Annotated in this window: 17 protein-coding genes; 11 read left to right on the top strand and 6 right to left on the bottom strand. The window is 71.1% G+C overall.

All coding sequences use genetic code 11. The features are described from left to right. Positions 1-16 precede the first annotated feature (16 nt). Positions 17-1039: an AI-2E family transporter gene (locus K933_RS11345; RefSeq protein WP_023394879.1), complete on the bottom strand. Its 1023-nt coding sequence runs from the start codon at positions 1037-1039 to the stop codon at positions 17-19. A gap of 127 nt (positions 1040-1166) precedes the next feature. Here K933_RS11345 and K933_RS11340 point away from each other — a divergent pair, with 127 nt between their 5' ends. From K933_RS11340 to K933_RS11330, 3 genes are all read left to right on the top strand, one after another. Then, a complete protein-coding gene (locus K933_RS11340) occupies positions 1167-2345 on the top strand; it encodes a thiamine ABC transporter substrate-binding protein (RefSeq protein WP_023394878.1) in 1179 nt (392 codons plus the stop codon). Between the two features lie 70 nt (positions 2346-2415). Beyond that, a complete protein-coding gene (locus K933_RS11335) occupies positions 2416-4233 on the top strand; it encodes an ABC transporter permease (RefSeq protein ID WP_023394877.1) in 1818 nt (605 codons plus the stop codon). Then, positions 4226-5260, top strand: coding sequence for an ABC transporter ATP-binding protein (locus K933_RS11330; protein ID WP_049947824.1), 1035 nt, complete (start codon positions 4226-4228; stop codon positions 5258-5260). Before K933_RS11335 ends, K933_RS11330 begins: the two co-directional genes overlap by 8 nt. Before the next feature lie 51 nt (positions 5261-5311). Here the strand turns inward: K933_RS11330 and K933_RS11325 are convergent, their stop codons facing one another. After that, positions 5312-5491 carry a hypothetical protein gene (locus tag K933_RS11325; RefSeq protein ID WP_023394875.1) on the bottom strand — a complete coding sequence of 60 codons (180 nt, stop codon included), beginning with the start codon at positions 5489-5491 and terminating at the stop codon, positions 5312-5314. 62 nt (positions 5492-5553) lie between these two features. Beyond that, positions 5554-5883, bottom strand: a complete 330-nt coding sequence (locus tag K933_RS11320; protein WP_023394874.1) for a hypothetical protein — start codon at positions 5881-5883, stop codon at positions 5554-5556. A 164-nt stretch (positions 5884-6047) separates the two neighbouring features. On the opposite strand from K933_RS11320, the gene K933_RS11315 reads away from it, so the two are divergent. Next, positions 6048-7649, top strand: a complete 1602-nt coding sequence (locus K933_RS11315; RefSeq protein WP_023394873.1) for an FAD-dependent oxidoreductase — start codon at positions 6048-6050, stop codon at positions 7647-7649. Between the two features lie 132 nt (positions 7650-7781). Here the strand turns inward: K933_RS11315 and K933_RS11310 are convergent, their stop codons facing one another. Continuing rightward, positions 7782-8501 (bottom strand): class I SAM-dependent methyltransferase, encoded by a 720-nt coding sequence (locus tag K933_RS11310; RefSeq protein WP_023394872.1) that lies wholly within the window; start codon positions 8499-8501, stop codon positions 7782-7784. A 175-nt stretch (positions 8502-8676) separates the two neighbouring features. Here K933_RS11310 and K933_RS11305 point away from each other — a divergent pair, with 175 nt between their 5' ends. After that, on the top strand, positions 8677-9105 hold the full coding sequence (locus K933_RS11305; protein ID WP_023394871.1) for a hypothetical protein: 429 nt from the start codon (positions 8677-8679) through the stop codon (positions 9103-9105). 147 nt (positions 9106-9252) lie between these two features. On the opposite strand, the gene K933_RS11300 is transcribed toward K933_RS11305, so the two are convergent. Next, on the bottom strand, positions 9253-10905 hold the full coding sequence (locus K933_RS11300) for a DNA-directed DNA polymerase II small subunit (RefSeq protein WP_023394870.1): 1653 nt from the start codon (positions 10903-10905) through the stop codon (positions 9253-9255). Positions 10906-11143: 238 nt separating this feature from the next. On the opposite strand from K933_RS11300, the gene K933_RS11295 reads away from it, so the two are divergent. Continuing rightward, positions 11144-11956, top strand: coding sequence for a S26 family signal peptidase (locus K933_RS11295; RefSeq protein WP_023394869.1), 813 nt, complete (start codon positions 11144-11146; stop codon positions 11954-11956). A 429-nt stretch (positions 11957-12385) separates the two neighbouring features. On the opposite strand, the gene K933_RS11290 is transcribed toward K933_RS11295, so the two are convergent. Beyond that, a complete protein-coding gene (locus tag K933_RS11290) occupies positions 12386-14095 on the bottom strand; it encodes a Cdc6/Cdc18 family protein (RefSeq protein WP_049947823.1) in 1710 nt (569 codons plus the stop codon). Between the two features lie 875 nt (positions 14096-14970). Between K933_RS11290 and K933_RS11285 the strand changes: the two genes are divergently transcribed. The 5 genes from K933_RS11285 (at position 14971) to K933_RS11265 (ending at position 19816) form a co-directional block, all read left to right on the top strand. After that, on the top strand, positions 14971-15600 hold the full coding sequence (locus tag K933_RS11285; protein WP_023394867.1) for an Era-like GTP-binding protein: 630 nt from the start codon (positions 14971-14973) through the stop codon (positions 15598-15600). A 4-nt stretch (positions 15601-15604) separates the two neighbouring features. Further along, positions 15605-16000 (top strand): DUF2073 domain-containing protein, encoded by a 396-nt coding sequence (locus K933_RS11280; protein ID WP_023394866.1) that lies wholly within the window; start codon positions 15605-15607, stop codon positions 15998-16000. A 4-nt stretch (positions 16001-16004) separates the two neighbouring features. Further along, positions 16005-16919 carry an OapC/ArvC family zinc-ribbon domain-containing protein gene (locus tag K933_RS11275; protein WP_023394865.1) on the top strand — a complete coding sequence of 305 codons (915 nt, stop codon included), beginning with the start codon at positions 16005-16007 and terminating at the stop codon, positions 16917-16919. A 315-nt stretch (positions 16920-17234) separates the two neighbouring features. After that, positions 17235-17870 (top strand): NAD(P)-dependent oxidoreductase, encoded by a 636-nt coding sequence (locus K933_RS11270; protein ID WP_023394864.1) that lies wholly within the window; start codon positions 17235-17237, stop codon positions 17868-17870. A 440-nt stretch (positions 17871-18310) separates the two neighbouring features. After that, entirely contained in the window at positions 18311-19816 is a 1506-nt protein-coding gene (locus tag K933_RS11265; RefSeq protein WP_023394863.1) for an MATE family efflux transporter, read from the top strand. Positions 19817-19859 lie beyond the last annotated feature (43 nt).

The following is a 19859-nucleotide window of genomic DNA, read 5'->3' as shown; positions in this document are numbered from 1 at the left end:
CCGCCGGCCGGCGGGCTCACTCCTCGGCGTCCGGGACGTCGGGCAGCCGCACCTGCTCGCTGACCGGTCCCGTCGAGAGCAGTCCGACCACCTCCGCGAGCAGGGCGACCACGAGCGGCCCGACGACGAACCCGACCGCACCCAGCGTGAGCACGCCGCCGACGAACCCGACGAAGTACACCGACACGGGGAGGTCCGTCGTCTCGCCCGCCAGCCGCGGCCGGATCACCGCGTCGGGCGCGAAGCCGACGACCGGGAGTCCGACCAGGACCACGAGCGCCGCGCGGACCGCGTTGCCGAGGAGGAGGTCGTACCCCGCCAGCCCCGCGATGACGACGCTCGGGCCGAGTACGGGGATGAACTGGAGGACGCCCGCGACGACCGCGAGTCCGAACGGCGACCGGTAGCCCAGCGCCCAGAACGCCGCGAGCGCGACGACGAACGTGCCGAGGGCTGTCGCCGCCTGCAGCACGTAGATGGCGCGGAGCGTGTTCGCGGTTCGGCGGTCGAGCGCCAACAGCACGTCGTGGTACTCGGGGGGGCAGAGCCGCAGCAGCGCGACCCGCGGCGCGTGCGGCTGGTACAGCAGCCCGTAGATGAGCAGCACGAACAGCAGCGCCTTCAACGCGAGCACGGGCGCGGCCGTCGCCACCGACACCGCCACCCCCTGGAGCGCGCCCGCGAGCGCGGTGAACGCCGCCTCCACCTCGATCACGTACGTGAACCCCGCGAGTTCGACCGGGATCCGATCGGGGAGCGCCATCAGGAGGTCGAGGAACGTATCGACCCGCTGGTACAGCAGGAAACCCAGCGGCGCGGCCAGCGCGAGCACCCCGGCGAACGCCGCGGCCGTGACGCTCGCGGCGGCGACCCGGCGGGAGGCGCCGCGGTCGCGAACCCGGCGGCGGAGCGGGTAGAGCACGTACCCGACGGTCACCGCGAACACCACCGTCGAGAGCACGTCCGCGAGCACCACCGCCGTGAGCACCAGTATCGCCGCCAACAGCCCCGCCAACACGGTCCGACGACTCGGGTTCACTCGTACCCGCCCGGGCGGCCCGGCGGGGGAAAACCGTTCCCCCGCGGCGGGGGCGGCCGCGAGGCGGTCGTCGGGCGGTCCCGCTCGACCGCGGAGGCTAAGTACCACAGCGTGAAACAACTCGGTAATGGACCGACGACGATTCCTGGAGACGGCGGGCGCGGGCGGGTTGGCGCTGGTCGCCGGCTGTTCGGCCGAGCAGGTCGAGACGGAGGGGTCGACCGGCGCGCCCGCCGACGGCGGGACCGAAACGAGGACCGCCACCGGAACCGAGTCGGAGACGGGCACGACGACCGGGTCGGCGACGGCGGGCGACGAGACGCTGGTCGTGGCGGCGTACCCGGCGTTCGTCGACGCGCCGAGCACCAGCCCCGGGGCGTGGCTCAAGCGGCGCTTCGAGGAAGAGACGGGCGCCACCCTCCGGTACGAGACGCCCGACAACGAACTCAACTACTACATCGAGCGGGCGCGGCAGGGCGCCGACTTCGACGCCGACGTGTACGTGGGTCTCGACACGAGCGGGCTCATCCGGGTGGACGAACAGCAGGGGTCGGGGCAGTTCACGGACCCGCTGTTCGCCGAGGCGGGCGACCTGGCGGGGAGCGACCGGGTGAAAGAGGGGCTCCGGTTCGACCCGGAGGGTCGGGCGGTGCCGTTCGACACGGGCTACGTCAGCCTGGTGTGGAACGCCACCGCTGACGGCGGCGAGTTCACCGCCCCCGAGACGTTCGAGAGCCTGCTCGACCCCGCGTACGAGGGCGACCTGATCGCCCAGAACCCCACGTCGTCGACCACCGGCCAGGCGTTCATGCTCCACACGATCGAGCGGTTCGGCGCGGACGGCTACCTCGACTACTGGGCCGACCTCCGCGACAACGACGTGGTCGTCCTCGGGAGCTGGGAGGACGCGTACGCCGCCTACGAGAGCGACGAGGCGCCGATGGTCGTCTCCTACTCCACCGACCAGGTGTACGCTAACCGCGAGGACCAGGACCTCCAGCGCCACCGGATCCGGTTCCTGAACGACCAGGGGTACGCCAACCCCGAGGGGATGGCGCGGTTCGCCGACGCCGACGCGCCCGACCTCGCGCGGCGGTTCATGGAGTTCGCCCTGACCCCCGAGATACAGGCGGGCATCGCCCAGCGGAACGTCGCGTTCCCCGCCATCGAGGACGCGCCGCTCCCCGACGAGTACGCCGAGTACGCCAAGGAGCCGGCCGAAGCGGTCACCTTCACCTACGAGGAGCTGAAAGGCAACCTCGGTACGTGGACCGACGACTGGGCGCGGCGGTTCGCCAGCGGGTGAGCGCGCGCCGCGGGAGTCGCCGGCGGGCGGGCGAGCGCCGGCGACGGCGCGCGGACACGAGGGTGAGAGCGTGAGCCGCGGGTCGTCCGACCCGGCACACGCGGGCGGGGACGGACGCGGCCGGTCGGCCGACCGGTACGCGCTGCCGGTCCTCGCCGTCGTCACCGCGCTCCTGCTGGGCGCGCTGTTCTACTACCCGGTGGCGACGGTGCTCGTCGACGCGGTGGTCGTGAACGGGCGGCTCACCGCGGGACCGCTGGTCGAGGTGCTCACCGGCGAGTTCTACGTCGGCTGGCTCGCGCGGCTGCTCACCGACCCCGCGGCGCTCGTCCGGGAGACGCTGCGCGAGCCGGGAGCGCTGGGGACGCTCGGACTGTTCGGCTTCACCGCGTGGCAGGCGCTCCTCTCGACCGTCGCGAGCGTCGCGCTCGGCCTACCCGGCGCGTGGGTGCTCGCGCGCTTCGAGTTCCCCGGCCGGCGCGCGCTCCGCTCGGTCACCATCCTCCCGTTCGTCCTCCCCTCCGTGATGGTCGCGGTGGGGTTCTACTCGATGTTCGGCGCGAGCGGCACGCTCAACGCGCTTCTGTCGGCGCTGGGCCTGTCGGAACTCGACCTGCTACCGTCGCTCGGCGCGATCATCGTCGCGCACGCCTTCTACAACGCGCCGCTGGTGACGCGCGTGACGACGGCGGCGTGGGAGAGCGTCGACGCCGGCGCGGTGGAGACGGCCCGCTCGCTCGGCGCGGACCCCCGGCGGGCGTTCCGCGACGTGGTGGTCCCGCAACTGCTCCCCGCGGTGTTGATGGGCGCGACGCTGACGTTCGTGTTCACGTTCGCCTCGTTCCCCATCGTGCTCGCGCTGGGGGGCGCGCGGTACGCCACCGTCGAGGTGTTCGTCTACTCGGCGGTCCGCCGGCTCGACTACCACGAGGCGGCCGCGCTCGCCGCCGTCGAGGCGGGCGTGTCGCTGACACTCACCGCGATCTACCTCCGCTACGAGCGCGCGCAGTCCCAGCGGCGGCGCGACACCCGCCCGCCGGCCCGCGAGTCGCTGCTCCCCGACTCGTGGACGCGCGAGCGGGTCGTCTCGCGGCTGGCGGTCGCGGGCTACGCGCTGGTGGTCGCGGTCGTCTTCCTCGGCCCGCTGGCGAGCATGATCTACGGCAGCCTCACTGTCGAGGGGCGGCTCTCGCTCGACGCCTATCGCTTCCTGCTCCGGCGGCAGACCGCGGGCGCGTCGTTCCAGGTGCGGCCGCTGCCCGCGGTGGTGAACTCGCTGCTGTTCGGCGTCGGCACGCTCGCCGTCGCGCTCCCGACGGGCGTGGCGATGAGCGTGCTGACGACCCGCCGGTTCCGCGGGCGGTGGCTGGTCGACGCGCTCTCGATGGCGCCGCTGGCGGTGTCGGGCATCGTCGTCGGTCTCGGGATGCTCCGGGGGCTGGTGTTCGGGGTCACCGCGTTCGGCTACCGGTTCACGGTCACGGGTACGGTCGCCGTCGTCGCCGCCCACGCGGTCGGCGCGTACCCGTTCGTGGTGCGGACGGTCGCGCCGCCGCTGGAGTCGCTCGACCGCTCGCTCGTCGAGTCCGCCCGCGCGCTCGGCGCGTCGCGACTCCGCGCGCTCGTGGACATCGAACTCCCGCTGGTGCGGGCGGGCGTCGTCGCGGGCGCGGCGTTCGCGTTCGCCATCTCGGTCGGCGAGTTCGACGCGACGGTCATCCTCGCGGAGGGGAGCGGGAGCTACACGATGCCGGTCGCCGTCGAGCGGTTCATCGGCCGGCGGCTGGGCGCCGCGACGGCGATGGGGACCGTCCTGCTGGCGGTGACGACGCTGTCGTTCCTCGTGATCGAACGCGTCGGCGGCGAGGGGGGTGGGTTCGGTGGCTGAGGTCGACCTGACCCGCCTCCGCGTCGAGTACGGCGACACGACGGCGCTGGCGGGCGTCGACCTCTCCGTGCGCGACGGCGAGTTCTTCACGCTCGTCGGTCCCTCGGGCTGCGGAAAGACCACGACGCTCCGGTGTGTCGCCGGGTTCGAGGAGCCGACCGGCGGACGCGTCACCGTCGGCGGCGAGCCGATGGCGGGCGTGCCGCCGGAGGCGCGGGGGGTCGGCGTCGTCTTCCAGAACTACGCGCTGTTCCCCCACATGACCGTCGGCGAGAACGTCGCGTACGGCCTGAAGTTCGCCGACCCGCCCGGCGGCGTCGGCCGCGACGAGCGGGTGGCCGACCTGCTCGACCTGGTGGACATGGCGGGGTTCGAGGGTCGCGACCCCGGCACGCTCTCGGGCGGACAGCGCCAGCGGGTCGCGCTCGCTCGCGCGCTCGCACCCGGCCCGCGCCTGCTCCTGCTCGACGAGCCGATGTCGGCGCTCGACGCCCGCCTGCGCGAACGGCTCAGGGTCCAGGTGAGAGAGATCCAGCAGGAACTGTCGATCACGACGGTGTACGTCACCCACGACCAGGAGGAGGCGCTCGCGGTGTCGGACCGCGTGGCGGTGATGAACGACGGCCGCGTCGAACAGGTGGGCGCGCCCCGCGACGTGTACGACGCGCCCGCCACCCGGTTCGTCGCGGAGTTCCTCGGCGACAACAACGTCCTGACCGGCGAGGTGCGCGCGTCGACCGCCGAGGGCTGTACCCTCGACGTGCGCGGGCACGCGCTCCGCGTCCCGCCGTGTGACGCCGCGGTCGGCGACCGCCTGACGGTCTGCGTCCGGCCGGAGGACCTCCGGGTCGGCGGCGGCGGGGAGAACCGGCTGACCGTCGCCGTCGGGAGCGCGGAGTTCCTCGGCGACACCACCCGCCTCCACTGCGAGTGGGAGGGGACGCCCGTCACGGTCCGGGCGGACCGCGACCCGACGGGGACGGTGACCGTGGGGTTCGACCCCGCGGACGTCCACGTGATCGGGTAGCGTCGCGACCGGCCGGGCGGCGTCGACGGACGCGGCCGCGGCGGCCGCCCGTCAGGTGGCCGCGCGCTTCAGTACCATCGGCGTGACGACCGCGTCGAGGGCCGCGATGCCGAGCGCTATCCAGCGGGTCGCCCCCTCGAGGAAGAACAGCGCGACGAACGCGATGACGACCGCGCCACTGAGACCGATGCCGTACCGGAGGAGGGGGTTCGCGAACGGGGAGTCGCTCACGCCTCGGGCGTCGGCGACCGGATAGTTAGTCGTTACCGTTCCAGTTCGTGCCGGCTCGCCGGCTACCGCCCCGCCCACGACACCGCGTCGTCGACGGTGGCCGTCCGCTGTATCTCGACGCCGGGGAAGCTTGCGACTGCCCCCTCGTCGGCGTCGGGCGCGACGACCGCCAGCCGCCCGATGCCCATCTCGCGGGCCAGTTGGGCGAACCCGCGGACGGGGACATCCGGCCGGTCGCCCGCGCGCCGGACCGCGACCCACCCCGTCACGTCCTCGCGGGAGACGAGTCGCTCGCGCGCGCGCCGACCGCGCCACGGGTCCTCGCCGGGTTCCCACTCCGACACCAGTACGTTGCCCTCGACCGCGTCCGCTCCGGTCTGCTCCCGAGTCATGTGCGCGGCTAGCGGATGCAGATACATGAAGCTTGTCGGCCCGCTATCGTTCGTGATAGTACACGGACGTCCCGGCGGATGTGACCGCCGGTCGGGTGGGTGCTTGCCTCTCCCGGCCGCGCTCACTTACGCGGCGAGAACAAACACCGCGACCGTTCCTCCCGATGGCACCCTCACGACCCGACGACCGACCGGCCGACCCGGTCGACCGACGCACCTCCGTCTGGACCGCCACGAGCGACGCCACCGACTACCCGCCGCTGTCGGAGGGCGGTCGGGTCGACGTCGCGGTGGTGGGCGGCGGCATCGCCGGCCTGACCGCCGCCGCCGAGTTGGCCGACGACGGCCGCTCGGTCGCGGTGGTCGAACGCGACCGGATCGCCGCCGGCGCGACGGGGAACACCACCGCGAAGGTCACCTCCCAGCACGGCGTTCGTTACCACCGACTCCGCGAGGACGCGGGCGAGCGGGTCGCCCGCGCGTACGCCGCGGCCAACGAGGCGGCCATCGACCACGTCGAGGCGACGGCCGACGAACTCGGCGTCGACTGCGGCTTCCACCGCCTCCCCGCGTACGCGTACACGAGCGACCCGGCCGAGCGACGCAAGTACGAACGCGAGGCGGCGGCGGCCGCGGATGTGGGACTGCCCGCGACGGCCGTCGACTCGGTGCCGGTGCCCGACGACGCCGCCGCGGGGGTGCGTTTCGACGCGCAAGCGGAGTTCCACCCCCGGTCGTACCTGCTCGCGCTCGCGGAGTCGATGGTCGACGACGGCGTCCGCATCTACGAGGGGACGCGCGCGACCGACATCGACGACGGCGGCCGCGGCCGGGCCTGCCGGGTGGAGACCGACCGCGGGACGCTCGCGGCCGATTCGGTGGTGGTGGCGACCCACTTCCCCATCGTCGACCCCGCGTTCTACTTCGCGCGGATGTCCCCCAAGAAGTCGTACGTGGTGGCGGTCGACGCCGCCGACCCGCCCGACGACGGCGTCTTCTACCGCGCGGAGGAGCCGTACCTCTCCGTGCGGACGTGCGAGACGGACGAGCACGGCACGCTGACGCTGGTGGGCGGGCAGAACCATAAGACCGGCCAGGGCGGGAGCACGGCCGCGCGGTTCCGCCGACTGGAGCGGCAGGCGCGCGCCCGGTTCGACGTCGAGTCGGTCGCGTACCGCTGGTCGACCGAGGACTTCGTGACGCTCGACGGACGGCCGTACGTCGGCGAACTCGAACGCCGCGAGAACGTCTACGTCGCCACCGGGTTCGGCGGGTGGGGGATGACCAACGGCGTCGCCGCGGGGCGGGTCATCGCCGACCTGGTTCGCGGCCGGCGGAACTCGTGGGCGCGGGCGTTCGACCCCGCCCGCGTCACCGACCGCGGCGGGGTGACGGAGTTCCTGACCGAGAACGCGAACGTCGGCAAGCAGTACGTGAGCGACTGGGCGCAGGCCGCGCTGTCGTCGGCGGACGAACGCGACGTACGCGACCTCTCGGTCGGCGAGGGCACCGTGGTCCGCGACGGGACGGACGTGCTCGCGGTGTCGCGGAGCGAGGCGGGGTACGACGTGGTGTCGGGGGTCTGTCCCCACCTCGGCTGTGTCGTCTCGTGGAACGACGGCGAGGCGACGTGGGACTGCCCGTGTCACGGCTCGCGGTTCGAGTCGGACGGCGAGGTGCTCGACGGGCCGGCCGTCGACGACCTCTCGACGAAGCACCTCCGAAATCTGGAGTCGAACCCGAGTCCCGACGCGACCGACGACTGAGCGACGGACGGGCGGCGCGTCGTGGGTGCCGCCCGTCGCGTGGACAGCGCGTCGGGATCGCAGGCGAAGCGTCGCGGGGGCGGCCCGCCGTGCGGGCGGCGTCCGAACGCCCGCGTCTCCAGATGTCCGAGGTCAGGGCGCGACGCCGACGGTGAGCAGCGTCCCCAACTGCCGGTAGCGTTCGACCATCGCCTCGCGGCGCTCCCAGCTATCGGTCGGGAACTCGGCGGCGGGCGGTATCTCCGTCTCGCGGTCGGGGACGTTGTCCTGTTCGGCGACGAACAGGCCGGCGTCGCGGAACGCCTCGCGGTAGTCGGCGGCGCTCCACCGCGTCATCTCGACGGAGATGTTCCCCTGCCACTCGTGGCTGTAGGTGTTCTCCTCGTAGTAGTTGACCGCGCAGTAGAACGTCCCGCCCGGCCGCAGGACGCGCGCCACCTCCCGGAGCGTCTCGGCGGGGTCGTCGCTGTAGTAGAACGCCTCCATCGAGAACGCGTGGTCGAGCGAGTCGCGGGCAAAGGGGAGGTGGCCGAAGTCGCCGACGAGGAACCCCACGTTGGCCGCCGCGCCGCCGGCGTCGGGCGCGGTGCCGGATTCCCCCTCCCGGGTGTACTCGCGGGCGTTGCGCGCCATCTCGGGCGAGGCGTCGAGGCCGTACCCCCGGTCGAGGTCGGCGGTGTCCGCGAGCGCGCGGAGCGCGTAGCCGCTCCCCGTGCCGAGGTCGAGTACCCGGTCGCCGTCCTCGACGGGCATCCGCGCGAGCACGTGTTTCGCGGTGTGCCAGTGGCGCTCCTCCATCCCCCGGTCGCGGCCGTCGGCCGCCCAGGCGTCGAACTCCTCGCGGGCGCTCATACCGGTCGGTCCGCCCGCGCGGACGTAAGCGCCGCGGTCGTAGTCACGGTGACCTGGCTCGGGTCGACGGTCAGCGGCCGCCGGACCGTCGGACGGTCGGACCGCCGGACCCGCCCGCCGAGCGTCCGGACCGACGGGGGGATTTACGTCCGTCCGCGTGCACCGCCAGACGAGTATGGACGTACGGGACGCGGTGGAGGCGGACGCCGAGGCGCTCGCGAGCATCGCGGACGCGCCGACGGACGCGATGCGGGGCGTCATCCACGACCGGACGGTCCGGGTGGCCGTCGCCGACGACGCCGCCACCGACCCGAACGAGGACGGCCAGTCCGACCCCGCGGACCTGCTGGGGTTCGTCAGCTACGACGCCCACGACGGCACCGTCCACGTCACGCAGTTCGGCGGGACGCCCGAGGCGTGTGAACACCTCCTCGCCGAACCGCTCCGGTTCGCCGCGAGCGAGTCGATGCCGGTCGAACTCCTCGTCGTCGAAGGCGAGGACGGCATGCGCGACGCCGCCGAGTCCGCGGGGTTCGAACGCGTCGGCGACGGCCCGATGTTCGAGGGGAAGCGGACCGACCGCTACCGGGTCGACGAGCCGTAGGAGCCGCTCGGACCGCGGTCCCGTGCCGATCGGTGACACGGGTCGTCCACCGGAAACGAAGGGGTTCCGTCTCCTGAGCAGTACGTTACCCACCCGAGCGAGCGCCGTCGAAGCCGGCCCGAGCGATGAGGCCCGGCGAAACGCGGTTCAGGTGAACTTCCGGACCGTCATGTCCAGCGTGTCCAAGTCGAGGATGGGCGCGTACCCCACGTCGGGGTCGATGTTGACCGACCGCTGGAACGCGGTCTGCTCCTGCCAACAGCCCGAGTTCACGGCGAGGACGTTGTGGTACTTCCCCCAGCCGAGTTTGTGGACGTGCCCCGTGTGGAACACGTCGGGCACCTCGTCCATCACGAGGTAGTCGCTCTCCTCGGGGGCGAGGCGGGTCCGGTCGCCGAACTGCGGGGCGACGTGCCGCTTCTTGAGCAACTGGTACATCGCCCGGTGGGGGTCGTCGTAGCTGGCCTTCTCGGCGGGGAGTTCGGCGATCACCTCGTCGAGCGAGACGCCGTGGTACATCAGCACCTTCACGCCCTCGACGGTGACGAGCGCCGGATTGCCGACGATCTGTGGGTCGTGTGCGGACATGATCCCCCGTAGCTCCTCGTCGAACCCCGGTTGCGGTTCGGCGAGTCGGACCGCGTCGTGGTTGCCGGGGATCATCAGTATCTCCATGTCGCCGGGCACCTGCTTGAGGTGCTCCGAGAACGTCTCGTACTGCTCGTAGATGTCGACGATGTCGAGTTCCTCGTCCTGGTTGGGGTAGACGCCGACGCCCTCGACCATGTCGCCCGCGACGAGGAGGTACTCCACTGTCTCGGCCTCCTCGGTGTGGAGCCAGTCGGCGAATCGCCCCCACGCCTCGGCCGAGAACTCCTGGGAGCCGACGTGGATGTCGGAGACCAGCGCCGCCTGGACGTGTCGGTCGGCGGTGTTCGGCTGGTAGGTCCGCGGCACGTCCGGGAAGTGGATGGCGTCGACGAACAGGATGCCCGCGTCGTCGGCGAGCGTCCCCGACACCGCGATACACTCGTCCATCAGGAGTTCGTCCACCAGGTCCGCGATGTCGCGGTCCTTCATCACGAGACAGGGGAACGTCCCGGTGGTGTCCTCCAACTCGACCAGCCAGTGGCCCGAGGCGGTCGAGCGGATGTCGTTGACCAGCCCGATCATCTCGGCTTCGGTGCCGCCCGCCATCTCCTGGATCGCGGTGGCGGGGCGGTGGTTGACCCGACCCCGTAGCTGGCCCGCCAGCCGGTCGTACCGGTCGCGGAACACGCGGACGAACTCGTCGTACTCGCCGGTCCCGGTCGACTGCCCGGTCACGTCCTGGGCGACGACGGGTTCGGGCGGCGACCGCTCCCCGACCCGAGACCCCTTCGTTTCGACTGGAGTTGTCCCGCCGGAGTCCACCGTCGACCCCGGATTCGCTCCATCCGAAACGGGGGAGTCGTCCGGCGCGTCGGCCCCTCGGACGTTGGCTCCCCTTCCCCTTTCCGCGGGGGTATCGTCGAACGCGTCGGGCGACGCTTGGGCGGCGGCGGCCGCGCTGGGGGCGGGTTCGGCGGACGCGGCGTCGTCGGTCACCGCGTCGGGGTCCGGGGCGGGCGCCTCCCCGAGCGCCTCGCGGACGTGGGCGGTGGTGACCACGAGCGCGTCCTCGGGGACGGCTTCGAGGGTGGCTTCGAGCGCGAGCGCCGGCGTCTCGGCGTCGGCGATGAGGGTGACGGCCTCCCGTTCGGCGTTGTAGCCGCGGCCCGCGAGCGCCTGCACGACCCGGGAGGGCGTCTCCAGTGGCACGCCACGAGCGTCGGCGCGGCGACGGCAAAAGGGTAGCGGGACGGACCGGTGGCCCGCAACCGGGCAGAAGTCGCGAGTGCGGGCGGAAGTCGCGAGTGGAGGCGGGGGCAGAACCGGCGGGGCGTGGCCGGGCGGAACCGCGAGTCGCGGTAGCGGGCGGCGCCGAGCCGGTGGGGTGTGGAGACGGCTCGCCGGAACGAACAGAAGGTTCAACACGGCCGGCGGGGAACGACGCCCAATGAGCGACGACCGCCGGCCGCCCGACGGCGGCCCGCTGACGCGCTTCCTGCGGGCGGAATCGGGACCGCTCCTGTTCGTCCGGGAACTGCTGTCGTCGGTGCTCGCCGTCGTGCTCGTCGGACTGGTGCTGTTCGCCGTCGCGGGGGTCTGGCCGCCGATGGTAGCGGTCGAGTCGGGGAGTATGCAGCCGCACATGGAGCGGGGGGACCTGGTGTTCATCACCGAGCCGACCCGGTTCGCGCCCTCGTTCTCCTACGAGGAGACGGGCGTCGTCACGTACGAGACGGGGACGGCGGAGGAGTACGCCACGTTCGGCGAACCCGGCTCGGTGGTGGTGTACAAGCCGCCCGACGAGGTCGGACCGCCGATCATCCACCGCGCGCGGTTTCACGTCTCGGCGGGCGAGAACTGGTACGACCGGGCGAATCCCGAGTACCTGACCGGCGACTCCTGCGAGGAGATACCCTACTGCCCCGCGCCGCACGCCGGGTTCATCACCAAGGGCGACTGGAACGGCCAGTACGACCAGGTGAACGGCATCGCCCCGCCCGTCCGCACCGAGTGGGTACAGGGCGTCGCGCGCGTCCGCGTCCCCTACCTCGGCTACATCCGCCTGCTGTTCTCGGGCGCGATATCGGCCACCCCGACCCCTCCGGTTCCGGTGGAACCGGTCGACGCGACGAACGCCACCGCCGGCGCCGCGAACACTACCGCCGGCAGTACGAACGCCACCGTCGACGCCGCGTCGGGGGCGACGCCGAACGCCTCCCCGACGGTTCGGGGCGGCGGAACCGCACCGGTCGCCGGCTGACGGTCGACGGTCGCCCCGAACCGCCGGTCGGTTTCCCCCTCACGGCTCCGAACTGGGTCCTCGGTCCAAGCGACGGAGCCGCTTCGACCCGCGCCGCTCGCTTCGACCGGTCACTCGTCTCGGCGCCGACCCCCGTTTCGGGTGGATCGCCTGCTTCGTGTGGACGCCCCGATTTCCACTGTTTCCACTGGTTCTACTGGTTCCCCTGGGTTCGACTGGTTCTACTGGATCGACTGGGACCGTCGGTTCGATCGGTTCGATTGGTTCCACTGGCCGCGACCGTCTCCACTGCGATGATAGCTCGCCGGGACCGCTCGCGGGAGTCGGCGGTTCCACCCGAAACCACGAGGTACGGACGGGGGACTGTCGGGTCTACGGCTCGTCCGAGAGCGGGACCGTATCGGCGTATCGGTTATCGGCGGCGGCCGGTCAGTTGTCGAACCGCGCCTGGACGAACGGCTGGACGTCCTCGATGTCGCCGAGCCGCGAGTCGGAGAGCAGCACCGCCTCCGTCTCGTCGATGGGGACCGAGAGACTGATCTCCTTGGTGCGACCGTAGCGACCCTTCGAGACGACGACGGCGTTGACGATGCCGAGCATGTCGAGTTCGGAGATGAGGTCGGTCACCCGTCGTTGGGTGAGCACGTCGGCGTCTATCTCCTCGCAGAGCCGTTTGTAGATGTTGAACACCTCGCCGGTGTTGATGTTGTGGACGCCGTTCTTCTCGAGTAAGATGATCGAGAAGAGCACGATCTTGCTCTGAGTCGGCAGGGTGCGGACCACCTCCACGACCCGGTCGAGTTCGATCTTGTCCTGCGCCTGCCGGACGTGCGACTCCTCGACCAGGTCGGCCTGACTCCGCTCCGCGAGTTCGCCCGCGGTCCGCAGCAGGTCGAGCGCACGCCGGGCGTCGCCGTGCTCTTGGGCGGCGAACGCCGCACACAGCGGGATCACGTCCTCGGTGAGCGCGTCCTCCTTGAACGCGATCTCCGAGCGGTGCTGGAGGATGTCCCGCAACTGGTTCGCGTCGTACGGCGGGAACACGATCTCCTCCTCGCCGAGGCTCGACTTCACGCGGGGGTCGAGGAAGTCGGTGAACTTCAGGTCGTTCGAGATCCCCATGATGGAGATGCGCGAGTTGTCCAACTCGGAGTTCATCCGCGAGAGGTTGTACAGCGTGTCGTCGCCGCTCTTCTCGACGAGTTTGTCGATCTCGTCGAGCATGATCACGACCACGCGCTCGTGGTAGTCGACGGCGTCGAAGAACGTGGAGTACACCCGGTCGGTGGGCCACCCCGTCATCGGCACCTCCTCCATCCCCTCGCGGTCGCGTTCGACGTCGGCGATCCGGTCGTCGAGGTCGTCGACCGAGTCGAACTCCGACCCCGCGAGCGCGTCCGCGCGGTCGGCCGCGCGCGACCGGAGGTCGCGCAGGTCGGCGAGGCGGTCGTCGATCAGCCGCTGGTTCTTCTCGATGAACTTGTTCGCGAGTTGGGCGAGCACCCGATACTGGGTGTCGGTCACCTCGCAGTTGATGTACTCCACCTCGCAGGGGACGTCGTACTTCTGTGAGGTCGACTCTAGTTCCTGCGAGACGAACTTCGCGGAGGCGGTCTTCCCCGTTCCGGTCTTCCCGTAGATCAGGATGTTCGACGGCGTCTCCCCGCGGAGCGCCGAGACCAGGATGGTCGCCATCTTGTTGATCTGGTCGTTCCGGTGGGGGAGTTCGTGCGGCGTGTACGACGGCCGCAACACCTCCTTGTTCTCGAATATCGGCTCCCCAGAGAGCAGGTCGTCGAACAGCCCGGTGCTGTCGCCGTCGTCGTCCGCGAGCACCTCGTCGACGTCGAGGTCGACCTCCGTCTCGGTGCGCGTGCGCGACCCGAAGTCGAACGAGTTCCCCTCGCCGGCGGAGCGCTCCGGGAGGGGCTCTCGGTCGTCGGCGTCGTAGCCGTCGGCGTCGTAACTGTCGGCGTCCACGTCCCTGTGGCTGTCGGCGCCGTCCGAGTTCGGGTCGACCGCGCCGCCGTGGTCGACGCGGTCGGACGCGGCGTCCGCGGGTCCCTCCTCGTCGTCGTTCGTCGTATCGTCTCGTGTCATCCCTTGTCGATCCCCTTCGTTTCGACTGGAATCGCCCATCGCGTCCACGTTTTCGGCCGTACACGCCCAGAACAGCCGGTTTCGTGCCGGCTCCCACTCCGGCGGCGTCCAGTTGATGCAGGCGAAACAGATGAACACGCGAATCAAAAGCCTTGCCCTTCGGTACCGGAGCCGACCGGACGGGAGAAAACGAGGAATATCCAACACGTTCGCGCGGCGAACGGAGTACAGCCGACGGCGGGCGGGTTGGGTACACAGGTCGGGTCATTCGCCCGCTCCGTTCCGTCCTCTCTCGGGCACCTCCGAAGGCGGGGAACACGTAGCCGGCGGGTTCGGGGATTCGACCCGCCAGAAGCCACTCGGGTCGGCTACGGTTGGGAGCGGAGACGGGTGGAGGTAACCCGTCGGGGGCGGTCGTATCCGGTGGGACCGGACCCCGAACCCCCCCACCCCTTCGTTTCGGGTGGAACGGGCCGAGGGTGGGGGAGGGGGTCGAGGCCCCTCTAGGTATCGGTGTCTTTATCATCATATAGATATAACAATACCCGAACGACTAGCAACTTCGTTTATTTAGCTGTATAGTGATGTGTAGTGATATCTGTCGACCGGGACGTGGCGGCACCCATCCCCCCGACCCGCGCCGTCTCCAGTCGAAACGAAGGGGTGGGGGGTCCGACCGGGAGTCGGAGCGGTCGCCACCAGTCGGGGAGCGGACCACCACCCACGAGAACGGGAGACCGTTCGGCGCCGGTCGGGGAGGGGGAAGGAACGACAGCGAAAGCGTCGTCGGGAGGATGGTCGTCCGCGCCCGCCGGGTGCCACACCGCGCGGGACACCCGACGGAGTGTTTAAGTGGAACGGCTGGTTTGGTGGGACAACGCCCTTCCGGACGGGAGGGGGATACGGAGGACAGGATGGGTTTGCTTACGAATCTCAGAGAAAGCATCTCGGGGCTCTTCTCGGAGTCAGAGCCGAAACGAATCGGTATCTACGGACCGCCGAACGCGGGCAAGACGACGCTCGCGAACCGCATCGCCCGCGACTGGACGGGCGACGCGGTCGGTCCGGAGAGTCACATCCCACACGAGACCCGGCGCGCACGCCGGAAGGAGAACGTGGAGATCGAACGGAACGGCAAGACCGTAACGATCGACATCGTGGACACGCCGGGCGTGACCACGAAAGTGGACTACAAGGAGTTCCTCGACCACGACATGGAGAAGAACGACGCCGTCAAGCGGTCGCGCGAGGCGACCGAGGGCGTCGCCGAGGCCATGCACTGGCTCCGCGAGGACGTCGAGGGGGTCATCTACGTGCTCGACTCCACCACCGACCCGTTCACGCAGGTGAACACGATGCTTATCGGGATCATCGAGAGCCAGGACCTCCCGGTGTTGATCTTCGCGAACAAGACGGACCTGGAGGAGTCGGACGTCAAGCGTATCGCCGACGCGTTCCCCCAACACGAGACGGTGCCGCTGTCGGCGCTCGAAGGGGAGAACATGGACGAAGTGTACGCGAAGATAGCGGAGTACTTCGGATAGAACCATGCCAGAAGCGACCACTCCCGAGGACGGCGACGACGGGGTTCGTATCGACCTGATCAGCGGCGCCCGGATGGAGGGACTCGCCTCGATGGAGAAGATCCGACTGATCCTCGACTCCGTGCGCGATGGCGACATCGTCGTACTGGAGGAGGGGCTCTCCCCCGAGGAGGAGTCGAGACTCATCGAGGTCACCATGACCGAGATCAGTCCGGACGACTTCACCGGGATCGAGATCGAGACGTACCCCAAGCCGGACAGCGGCGGCGGGAGCTTCCTCGGGCGGATCATGGGGAAAGACGAGACGGCGAAGAAGCTCACCGTGATCGGGCCGGCGAACCAGATCCAGACGCTCCACAAGGACGAGAACCTGATCACCGCACTCGTCTCGCGGAAGTAGCGCGATGCCCCACGAGTGTACCAACTGCGGGCGGACGTTCGCCGACGGGTCGAAGGAGATGCTCTCGGGGTGTCCGGACTGCGGCGGCAAGAAGTTCCAGTTCCGCCCCGCCGGCGCCGACTCCAGCACCGACTCGGAGAGCGCCGCCGACCCGTCTACCGACCCGGCCAACGCACCGGCCGGTGGGACCGAAGGGTCCGACGCGTCCGCGGAGGAGCCGTCCCGGCCCGCCGAGGAGAGGGCTCGACCCGGGGAGGAGTCGGCCCGACCCGCCGAGGAGAGGGCGCCCTGGCCGGGCGAGGAGGCGACCAACACGACGAGCGCACCCGACGCGGCCGCACCGTCCGACGCACCCGACGCGACCGCCGAGTCGAACACACCCGCACCGTCCGACACGACAGCCGGGGCGAACACACCCGCACCGTCCGACGCGTCCGACACGGCCGGCACGACTCCGGCGTCGGACGCGGACCCGGTCGGCGGTCCCGCGGACGCCGAGACGGCCGACCCCGAGGCGGCGCCGTCGCCCGACGCCGGCCGCGAGGACGCGAGTCCGGAGGACGCTCCACCCGAAACGGGGGGCGACCGCCCGGCGGAGGCGCCCGAGACCCCCGACGCCGTCGCGACCCCCGAGGACACCGCGCAGGCGAGCGCCCGGTCGGACGTCGTCTCGCCCGACGAACTCCCCGACGCCGCCGAACCCGCCGACGCGGCGACGACCGAGGGGGAACCCGACATCGACGCGCTCCGCGAGGAGTTGAACCAGCAGTTCGAGTCCATCCGCATCCTCAACCCCGGCCAGTACGAACTCAACCTGATGGAACTGTACGACCGCGAGGAGTACATCATCTCGCTCCGCGAGGACGGCCGGTACGTCATCGAGATGCCCGAGGGCTGGGGCGCGGGCGACGACGGGTAGCGTTCCGGACCGACTGTCCGCCCTCGTCGTCTCCGGACCGACCGTCCACGCTCGCGCTCTCCAGTCCGTTCTCCCCTTCCGGTCTCCGACGTTCTCGTCTCTCATCTCCGCCGTTCCCGTCCGTATCGATCCCGGTCCGTCGGCCCTCGACTCCGTCGTCTCCGCTCGACCCCTTCGCGCTCGCTCGACCCGCCGCCTCTCCGGCCGTTCTCCGGTCGCCCGCTCCTCGCGCCGACCGGTAACGCCGCTGTCACCGGGTGAGGCCGGTGTTTCTGGTCAGTATTTCCCTCCGCCGGCCCACCTTCGACTCGCACGATGGACGTACTCCTGCTCGGTGCGAGCGGCCAGATCGGACGACGGATCGCGAACGAACTCCTCGACCGCGGCCACGCGGTGACCGGCGTCTCCCGGAGCGGCGAGGTCGACGTCGAGGGCGACGAGTTCGAGGCGGTCGCGGGCGACGCGACCGACCCCGACGAGGTGGCGGACCTCGCGAACGGCCACGACGCGGTGGGCTCCGCGCTCGGCCCGCCCGCCGACGAGGACCCCGAGGTGTTCGTCCCGATGACCGAGGCGGTCCTCGACGGCCTGCGGCGGAGCGACGTCGACCGACTGGTCTGGACCGGCGGCGCGGGCGGGCTGAACGTCGGCCCGGACCGGAAGCTCATCGACGACGACGAGTTCCCCGACGACCTGGTCCCGTTGGCGCAGGCGCACATCGACGCGCTCGACCGCATCCGGGAGGCGGACGACTTGGAGTGGTCGTATCTCGCGCCGCCGATGGTGATCGAACCCGGCGAGCGCACTGGCGAGTACCGGACGGCGGTGGGCGACTTGGTGGTCGACGACGACGGCGACAGCCACGTCTCGATGGAGGACTTCGCCGTCGCGTTCGTCGACGAACTCGAAGACGCCGACGCGGTCCACACGCAACTCGGCGTCGGCTACTGAGACCGGCGTCGACGCCGGGGCGGTAGCGACGTTTGGACGGTAGCGACGCTTGGACGACGTTCGGCGACGCCTGGACGGCAGTGACACCCCGACGACGTTCGGCGACGTTCAGTGGCGTTCGGCGACGTTCGACGACGCCCGGGCGGTAGCGACGCGCCGCGTCGTGCGTCGACGCGCGATGCCAGCCGGGTGACGGCGATACCCGGGGACGCGCGACACCGCCCGAGCGGCGACTCGTCGCGTCCGGCGCGGGGACGCGACCCCTCGGCTTCCACTCGAATCCGGTACCCCCTCCCGATGCCGATGCGCCTCGGCGTCGACTCGAAGCGTTCCCGTCACCCGCGGAGGCACTCGAACGGTATCGACCCGCAGCGACCGACCCCGGCTCCGTCGTTCCGCGAGCGACAGGTACTCCCGGCACCCGTCCGTGCGCGTGATCGATGCTCTCGTCGCTCCGCGAACGGGTCGGCGGCGCGCTAGCGGCGTACCCCGCGCTCCTCGCCGCGGCCGGGGTCGTCGACCGCGAGAAGGGCGCGGAGGCGTTCGACCTCGCGGTGCCGGTGATGGTCACGGGGGGGATGCGGACGCTGCTGCGGATCACCGACTTCCTCATGGTCGGGCTGTACGCGGGCGGGACCGCCATCGCCGCCCTGGAGTTCGGCTTCCAGTACTACTTCATCGTCTTCGGGTTGGCACTCGCGCTCACCTCGGGTACGATCAGCGTCGTCTCGCGGCTCAAGGGCGCGGGCGACGACCGCGAGGCCGACTTCGCGATCAAGCAGTCGCTGTGGATCGCGCTCGCCGTCTCCATCCCGGCGACCCTGTTCGCGCACTTCTTCGCCGAGGAACTGATCGGCGTGCTCTCGAACGACGCGCGGACCGTCGCGCTCGGCGGCGCGTACCTCCGGATCGTGATGTACTCCGCGGCGTTCCGCTTCTGGTCGATGATCGCCGCGCGGGCGCTTGCGGGCAGCGGCGACACCCGGACGCCGATGTACGTCCGCCTGCTCACGCTCCCGACGAACGTCGCGCTCAACGCCGCGCTCATCTTCGGGCTGGGCGCGCTCCCCGAACTCGGGATCCGCGGCGCCGCGTGGGGGACGACCGCCGCGAACGCGCTCGCGGCCGCCGTCTTCGCCGGGGCACTGCTCTCGGGGCGCTACTCGGTCCGGCTCCCGCTCGGGGGCAAGCAGTGGGACACCGACCTCGCGCGCGAACTCGTGCGGGTGAGCCTCCCGCTGGCGGGCACCCGGCTGTCGCGGACGCTCGGCCGGTTCCCGTTCCTGTTCGTCCTCGGCGTCCTCGGCACGGAGGTGGTCGCGGCGTACGCCATCGGTCGGCGGGTGATGCTGCTGGCGCTGATGCCCGCGTGGGGCTACTCGACGGCGGCGTCGACGCTCGTCGGCCAGTCGCTCGGCGGCGGCGACGACGCAGAAGCCGACGCGTACGGCTGGCAGACGCTGCGGCTCGCGCTCGTCACCCAACTGCTCATCGGCGCGGCGCTGTTCGTCGTCGCCCGGCCAGTCGCGGCGGCGTTCAACCCCGGCGACCTCGACTTGACCGTCACGTTCGTCCGGGTGTTCGGTCTCGGCGTCGCGGGGTTCTCCGTCGCGCGGACGATGCGGGGCGCGCTCCGCGGGGCGGGCGACACCCGCTGGCCGCTGTACGGCGGCCTCGTCGGGACGTACGTCGTCCGGCTCCCCATCGCCGTACTCGCGCTCCCGGCGGGGTACGCGCTCACGCTGTTCGCGGGACCGCTCGGCTCCGCGCTCGGTCTCGCCCCGACGACGGTTGGACTCCCCGGGATGGACCTGGGACTCCTCGCGGTGTTCGCGGCCATCGTCGCCGACATGTACGTCCGCGGGGTCGTGAACCTCGCGCGCTACTGGAGCGACGAGTGGAAGACCGTCGCCGGCCGGGCCGACGTGGGGTCGACCGGCGACTGAACCGCGCGGAGATTGTGAAGTCTTTAAGCCCGGCGCCGTGTCA

Origin of the sequence: Candidatus Halobonum tyrrellensis G22 (assembly GCF_000495475.1) — an archaeon.
Taxonomy (GTDB): Archaea; Halobacteriota; Halobacteria; order Halobacteriales; family Haloferacaceae; genus Halobonum; species Halobonum tyrrellense.
Note: the sequence above shows the minus strand (reverse complement) of the source record. Positions and strands in the feature narration are given on the sequence as shown.